Genomic DNA, 6,586 nt, shown 5'->3' with positions numbered 1-6,586 from the left:
TTCTAAATCTTGGTCGAGTCATATTTTCACCTTCAATAATATTATAAGCATATGCTCATAATTGTCAAGAGTAAGACCCTTCTTTGTTACCTTCTTCTATTTCACTTCCTATGTCCTAAGGATAAGTCCATAAACGACAGCTCTTCCCTTTTTATAAGTTTTTCTAACTCTTTTCATTTTGCTCCCATCTAATTTTGGATAGATTTTTAGGTGAGAGAACAATCCAATTTCGTATAGAATTTTCATGATTTAATTCGAACAAAAACTTGCAATTTTTTCAAAAAGTATTAAAATCACTCAAAAGGTAAAAATTACTCAATTGAGGAATGCTAAATGAGTTTTAATGCAAAGGAGGTAGTGAGTTTGTTGTTAGTCATTGGATTACTTACGGGAATTTGGGGGTCTATTCCTGTAAGAGCAGACCAGGAGGCGATTATTCAACTTACTGTAGGGAGTACGAAGGCATATGTAAACTTTAAAGAAGTGACTCTTGACCAGCCTCCTATTATAGAGAACGGAAGGACGCTTGTACCATTCAGGTTTATTGGAGAAGCTCTTGGTGCTTTCGTAGATTGGAATCCTTCAGATAATACAGTAAGTTATGTATTAGAGGACAAGAACATTGTTTTAAAAATTGGTTCAACAACTGCTATTGTGAATGGCAAGGAGTACAAACTTGATGTCCCCCCAAAGATTCTTCCATCTGGAAGAACAGTTGTACCTGTAAGATTCATTGGTGATGCAATTGGAGCCAAAGTAGACTGGAACAGTAAAACAAAGATGGTTACAATTACTTATACAAAAGAGGCAGTTCAATTTGGTGGATGGCTTAGAGATCGAGTTACCGCAGATCCTGGCACATTTGATCCTCATGCCAACACATCTCTCCTTCTATTTAGCGCCTGCAAAAATATCTATTCAAACCTCGTTACAACATCAGCTAAGGATTATACCTTGATGCCTGATGTAGCAAAGTCCTGGACCTGGTCGAATGATAACAAAACTGTTACATTCAAATTACGTGACGATGTGTTCTTCACAGATGGCACAAAACTCACCGCAAATGATGTAAAGTTTACCTTTGAAAGAGTATTTGATCCCAACGGTCCTGCTATTACTTCGGGTGTTGCCAACTATCTCCTACCTGCAAAAATTGTAGGAGCAAAAGATAAAGTCGATGGAAAGGCAAAAGAGGTTTCGGGAATAAAAGTTATTGATGACTATACAATTTCTTTCACCCTTGAGGAGCCTTATGGTCCTTTCATTCAGATTCTTGCTATCCCGTGCTTTGGAATTCTTTCTGAAAAACAGGTTGAAAAATACGGAGAAGACTATGGCACTCATCCACTTGGAAGTGGACCGTTCTACATAGAAGAGTGGAAGAGAGGGAGTTACATAAAGTTCGCAGCAAACACCAGGTACTTTAAGGGTCGTCCACCTCTTGATGGATTCGTCTGGTATGTGGTTGAAGATGACAATACTGCTGTTTTAAAATTTGAAAATAACGAACTTGATGTCCTTGTACCACCAAATTCAATGTACAAAGACCTCACAACAAAATATGCTGCAAATGTAATTAAAGCTTCAACATTGAGCTACTACAGAATAACATTTAATATGACCAAACCTGGGCCATTACAGGATAAAAGGGTCAGACTCGCAATTGGATATGCTATTGATAGACAAGCAATAAATGACAAAATTCTTCAGGGACAGGGTATTCTTGCTAAGGGCATCTTTCCACCAGGACTTCCAGGATATAATCCTAATCTCCCAGGATTTGAGTACAACCTTGAAAAAGCCAAGCAACTTATGAAAGAAGCTGGATATGAGAATGGGTTCACCCTTAAAATGGTAATGCGTGCCGGAAGAATGGAAGACGAGCACCTTGCCTTCCAGGAAGCCCTTAGAAAAATTAACATTAATGTTGAACTCGTAAAGGTTGATCGTGCTACTTACTGGCAAATGTTAAGTAGCGGACAAACAGATATAGCATATAGAAACTGGTGGGCTGATTTCGCAGACCCCGATAACTTCATGACTCCACTTTTCCACACAGGGAATAATTCAATGGGTGCCTGCAAACCGGAGTATGATGCACTTATGGATAAAGCAGCAAGAATGGTTGACCTCAAGCAGAGGATACCTATCTATCAGGACCTTGAAAAAAAGATTATTTATGAAGACTTCTGGGAGTTCCCGCTATGGCATATGACTCAAACAGTAATTCTTTCACCATATGTAAGAAATTATTACCTGCATCCAAGTGGCATCACTAATTACTACTATGTTTACCTCATCAAACATTGATTCTCAATGGCCGGGGCCCGAACCCCGGCTTCATTTTAAATAAGGAGGCTTATAATGAGAAACTACATTTTGAGAAGGTTGTTACTTCTTATATTTGTGCTCTTTGGAGTTACACTTATCACCTTTATTCTTATGCATGTTGTACCTGGCGACCCTGCTCTTATAATCCTCGATAAGCTTTCTTCGAACACAGAACTTCTGCTTAAACTAAGACACAAACTCGGACTTGATAAGCCTCTAATTGTCCAATACTGGGAGTTCTTAAAAAATCTTGTCAGATTCAACCTCGGTGACTCAATAACACTTCACGCATCAGTAAGAGAACTCATATTTGAGAGATTTCCTTTGACACTCAAACTTGCTTTATTTTCATTAACTATTGCACTTCTAATAGGTATACCCTCTGGTGTTATATCAGCAGTAAAACAGTATTCTACCATAGATACATTTTTTACAATTTTTGCACTGTTTGGTGTGTCAATCCCTGTCTTCTGGCTCGAGTTACTCCTTCAGATACTTTTTGCACTAAAACTCAGGTTTTTTAATGTCTCAGGTTATATGTCCGTAAAAGATCTATTCCTACCATCCCTGGCACTCGGGCTAATATACTCTGCATCGATCACAAGGTTTACACGCTCATCAATACTCGAAGTCTTGCATATGGACTATGTTCGAACGGCAAGGGCAAAAGGTTTATCAGAAAAAACAGTGATAACAAAACATGTATTTAGAAATGCATTAATTCCTGTTGTAACTCTTGTTGGAATGCAATTCGGAGGTCTTTTAACAGGTGCCGCAATAACAGAGACAGTCTTCGATCTTCCTGGGCTTGGCAAATTGCTTCTTGATGCACAACTTAACAGGGACTACCCACTTATACAGGGTGGGATAATCTTCGTAGCAATTATTTTTGGTCTTTCAAATCTATTTGTAGATATACTTTACGCATTCCTTGATCCTCGAATCAGATATGATTAATGGGAGGAAATGATGAATAAAACAAATAATGCAATAGATGATACTGTAATCGAGGAAGTAATTCTAAATGAGAGAGCTACTCTTGCAAAAGATGTATTAAGAAGATTCAAAAAGAACAAACTCGCAGTCTTTGGTTCTTTTATAATCTTTGCGTTGTTGATTACTGCAATCTTTGCACCTGTGATTGCACCTTACTCTTATCGAGAACAGAATCTTGAACAAGCACTCCTTCCACCAAGCAGAGCTCACCCATTTGGAACAGATTTCTTTGGAAGAGATGTCTTCAGCAGGGTAATTTATGGTACAAGGATCTCAATTGCAGTTAGCATAATTCCGGTTGCAATTTCCACAATTCTCGGCGTGCTCTTTGGATCAATCTCAGGTTATAAAGGTGGAACTTTTGACCTTCTTTTTATGAGGTTTGTAGATATAATGTTTGCTTTTCCCGACCTTCTTTTTGTAATTGCCATAAGTTTCGCAATAGGAAGAGGGCTTTTTACGCTTTTTATTGCACTTGCAATAGTTGGTTGGCCCGGGGTTGCAAGAATAATAAGAAGTCAGGTTATTTCAATAAAGCAAAAAGAATATATCGAGGCTGCAAGAGCAATAGGCATGTCAGATATGAGAATCCTTTTTAGACATGTCTTACCAAACTGCATTGCCCCAATTATTGTACTTGTTTCACTTTCAATCCCCGGAGTTATCCTGAGCGAGGCTACCTATTCTTTCTTAGGGCTCGGAGCGCAGCCCCCCACCCCGAGTTGGGGTGCAATTCTAAATGATGGCCAGCGTTTTATAAGGAATGCGCCATGGATTGCGATTTGGCCTGGTATTGCAATATTTATCACAGTGCTTGCCTATAATTTAGTCGGCAACGGCTTAAGAGATGCACTTGATCCTTTCTTAAAAACGTAATCGATCTTCAGAGTGTTACGGCTATATCCCTTCCTGTGCAAAACTCACAATTATTTAGGTGAATAAAAATGGATTTCAAAAGGATAACAACTGCGATTTTTCTTGGTGTTTTTGCAATGTTTTGCTGGGGCTTTGCAGATTTTTTTGCGGCAAAGATAGCAAGGACAATTGGTTCTCTCAAAGCATTATTCTGGAGCCACTTAGTTAGCATGTTTACACTTTTTGTGATATATCTCCTCATTAAAAAAGAGCCTACAGCCCCTTTAAAGAATGTTATAATCATTGTTCTTGCAAGTTTTATTTATATCATTTCGTATATGCTTTTTTATCGGGGACTTGAAATAGGCAAGGTATCTGTTGTAAGCCCTATTTTTTCGTCTGGGTCTCTTGTTACGGTAATTCTAAGTACAATTTTGTTAGGGGAATATCTCAATCAAAAGGAGAGCTTGATTATCTCTTTGATTATTTCCGGTACAGTCCTAACCTCTTTTGGGTGGAGCGATATTAAGAGATTAAATTTTAGAGATCTCTTGAATGGAACCAAATATGCACTCCCTGCAATGCTTTTGCGGGGAGTTTCCTTTGTTTTTGTAGACCTTCTTATCACCAAATACGGCTGGGCTGGTTTCTACCAATTTTCGTATTAAAGTCTTTTTCAATTGTCTATCTGTTACTTTATGCTTTTCTTTCTAAAGACAGCCTAAGCATCTCTAAAAGGGCACTTCCAGAACTCGTGGTTATCGGATTACTTGAATCCGCTGCATTTCTCTCATCTGGATTAGGTGTATCTCTGTCAAAGATTTCCATTATTTATCCTATAAGTTCTGCCTTTCCTGCAATAACCATTTTCCTTGCAAGAATCTTTTACAAAGAGCACCTAGAAAGAAACCAAACAACAGGTAGGAGTTTTATTCATAATAGCAGGACTTGTTTTGCTAAACTTATAGATAGATCCTCATATTCTTCAGTCACTTTAACTTGAGAAATCGCTCTATTACTCTGCTATTTCTACCGCCAACATGAATTATCTGGTAGTACAAACCTTATGCTCTATAAGATTCGTCTATAACTTCACTACCTTTCATATCTACACGGAAGGAGGTTCTCAAAAGTTTTCATAAACAAACTGTGCAACCTTTCCCAAGATTACTTTTCCTTCTCCATTATTTCTAATTCCTGTCACCATCAGAGATAGAGTTATTGCCTTCCCATTCTTGTAAAGAATGCCTGTTTCAAGGACACTTCCTGGTAAGACTCCTGATTTACTAATAGAAGGCACTTCTTCGGGAAGAAATAATTTTAAAATATCAGTGAATTGTTGCCTCGAGAGAATTTCTTTCATCGTTTTTGAGATTTCTTCGTTTACAAAGTTGTTCGAGTCTATCGATAGGAAAACCTGAGCCATGTCATGAGGTGAGGTAAGATTTTCAAGCCCTTTCTTTTGTGCAGTAAAATCCATCATTTTTCTGCGAAGAACTGTTCTGGTAAACCCAATTCTTGAAATGAAGTCATTTATTCTTTCAATTCCTAAGATGTCAATAAGAATATTAGCTGCTTTGTTGTCGCTAATGCATATCATAAAGTGTAATAAATCCCTTATTGTAACTTCAATTCCATTATGTAAAAACTCCAGAATTCCACAACCACCGACAGGCTCCCCTGTTACCCTAATTTTTTCATCAAGCGATATATTTCGATTATAAGCATCGTTTATAACTGCCCCAAGAATCAACACTTTTATGGTGCTTGCTGCTGGAAACTGTTCATTTGCATTAAGAGAGTAGACTGTTTTCCCTCCTACACAAATCTCTATTCCAAATTTTCCCCTTACTTGCTTAATTGTGTCGCTTATAAAACCTTCTACTTCTATATTCATAGATACCTCCTATACAATAGTTTTACACTTAAACTTTTTTATGTCCATAGTTTTTGTGGCAAGCTCCAAACAATCATCTACGATTTTTTGCATTCCTTCCTAGCAAATCCTATCTTCCATAGAATCTTCCTTAAGCCATATAAATCCGTCAAGATCTCCATACTTTAAAAACCTTTAATTGGCGAATTAGTTAAGATCTTGAGAATTAGAATTGTATAGAAGTTGTATAAAGCAGTTAATGACAAGGATTCTTTTAAAGGAATTTTAACGCATTTTACTTCAATTTTGTCTATTAATTCTTGCATGTTTTTACATCCATTAAAATAGTTCTCTCTGTATTATAATTTCAAAAAGGTTCTTTCCAAAAATTGAAAACTATTCGGCAGAGTTAAAATAATTTTCTGCTTATAAAATTAGCGTTTATATTATTTAATCTTCTCATTTGTTTAATTCAAAGTATTGACTTAAAATCATTTAAGTGATAAAATATTTAAGTAGATAAAATAT

6 protein-coding genes are annotated in these 6,586 nt (G+C 37.0%); 4 read left to right on the top strand and 2 right to left on the bottom strand.

Annotated features, from left to right (window positions below; all coding sequences use genetic code 11):
- The first annotated feature begins 333 nt into the window (after positions 1-333).
- The 4 genes from JHC30_07480 to JHC30_07465 all read left to right on the top strand — a co-directional run bounded on the left by JHC30_07480 (position 334) and on the right by JHC30_07465 (position 4,850).
- Entirely contained in the window at positions 334-2,310 is a 1,977-nt protein-coding gene (locus JHC30_07480) for a hypothetical protein (GenBank protein ID MCI4463988.1), read from the top strand.
- Between the two features lie 54 nt (positions 2,311-2,364).
- The gene (locus tag JHC30_07475) at positions 2,365-3,288 is read left to right on the top strand and encodes an ABC transporter permease (GenBank protein MCI4463987.1); all 924 of its coding nucleotides are present in this window, start codon (positions 2,365-2,367) and stop codon (positions 3,286-3,288) included.
- A gap of 12 nt (positions 3,289-3,300) precedes the next feature.
- Entirely contained in the window at positions 3,301-4,203 is a 903-nt protein-coding gene (locus JHC30_07470; protein ID MCI4463986.1) for an ABC transporter permease, read from the top strand.
- A gap of 68 nt (positions 4,204-4,271) precedes the next feature.
- The gene (locus JHC30_07465) at positions 4,272-4,850 is read left to right on the top strand and encodes a DMT family transporter (GenBank protein MCI4463985.1); all 579 of its coding nucleotides are present in this window, start codon (positions 4,272-4,274) and stop codon (positions 4,848-4,850) included.
- 458 nt (positions 4,851-5,308) lie between these two features.
- Here the strand turns inward: JHC30_07465 and JHC30_07460 are convergent, their stop codons facing one another.
- Both JHC30_07460 and JHC30_07455 read right to left on the bottom strand, forming a co-directional pair.
- The gene (locus tag JHC30_07460; protein MCI4463984.1) at positions 5,309-6,079 is read right to left on the bottom strand and encodes a serine hydrolase; all 771 of its coding nucleotides are present in this window, start codon (positions 6,077-6,079) and stop codon (positions 5,309-5,311) included.
- A 164-nt stretch (positions 6,080-6,243) separates the two neighbouring features.
- The gene (locus JHC30_07455) at positions 6,244-6,384 is read right to left on the bottom strand and encodes a hypothetical protein (GenBank protein ID MCI4463983.1); all 141 of its coding nucleotides are present in this window, start codon (positions 6,382-6,384) and stop codon (positions 6,244-6,246) included.
- Between the last annotated feature and the right edge of the window lie 202 nt (positions 6,385-6,586).

Source organism: Caldisericum sp. (assembly GCA_022759145.1).
GTDB lineage: Bacteria > Caldisericota > Caldisericia > Caldisericales > Caldisericaceae > Caldisericum.
Note: the sequence above shows the minus strand (reverse complement) of the source record. Positions and strands in the feature narration are given on the sequence as shown.

Coding starts and splice junctions, on each gene's coding strand:
- JHC30_07480 (MCI4463988.1), top strand. CDS start 334: ATGAGTTTTAATGCAAAGGAGGTAGTGAGTTTGTTGTTAGTCATTGGA.
- JHC30_07455 (MCI4463983.1), bottom strand. CDS start 6,384: ATGCAAGAATTAATAGACAAAATTGAAGTAAAATGCGTTAAAATTCCT.
- JHC30_07465 (MCI4463985.1), top strand. CDS start 4,272: ATGGATTTCAAAAGGATAACAACTGCGATTTTTCTTGGTGTTTTTGCA.
- JHC30_07475 (MCI4463987.1), top strand. CDS start 2,365: ATGAGAAACTACATTTTGAGAAGGTTGTTACTTCTTATATTTGTGCTC.
- JHC30_07470 (MCI4463986.1), top strand. CDS start 3,301: ATGAATAAAACAAATAATGCAATAGATGATACTGTAATCGAGGAAGTA.
- JHC30_07460 (MCI4463984.1), bottom strand. CDS start 6,079: ATGAATATAGAAGTAGAAGGTTTTATAAGCGACACAATTAAGCAAGTA.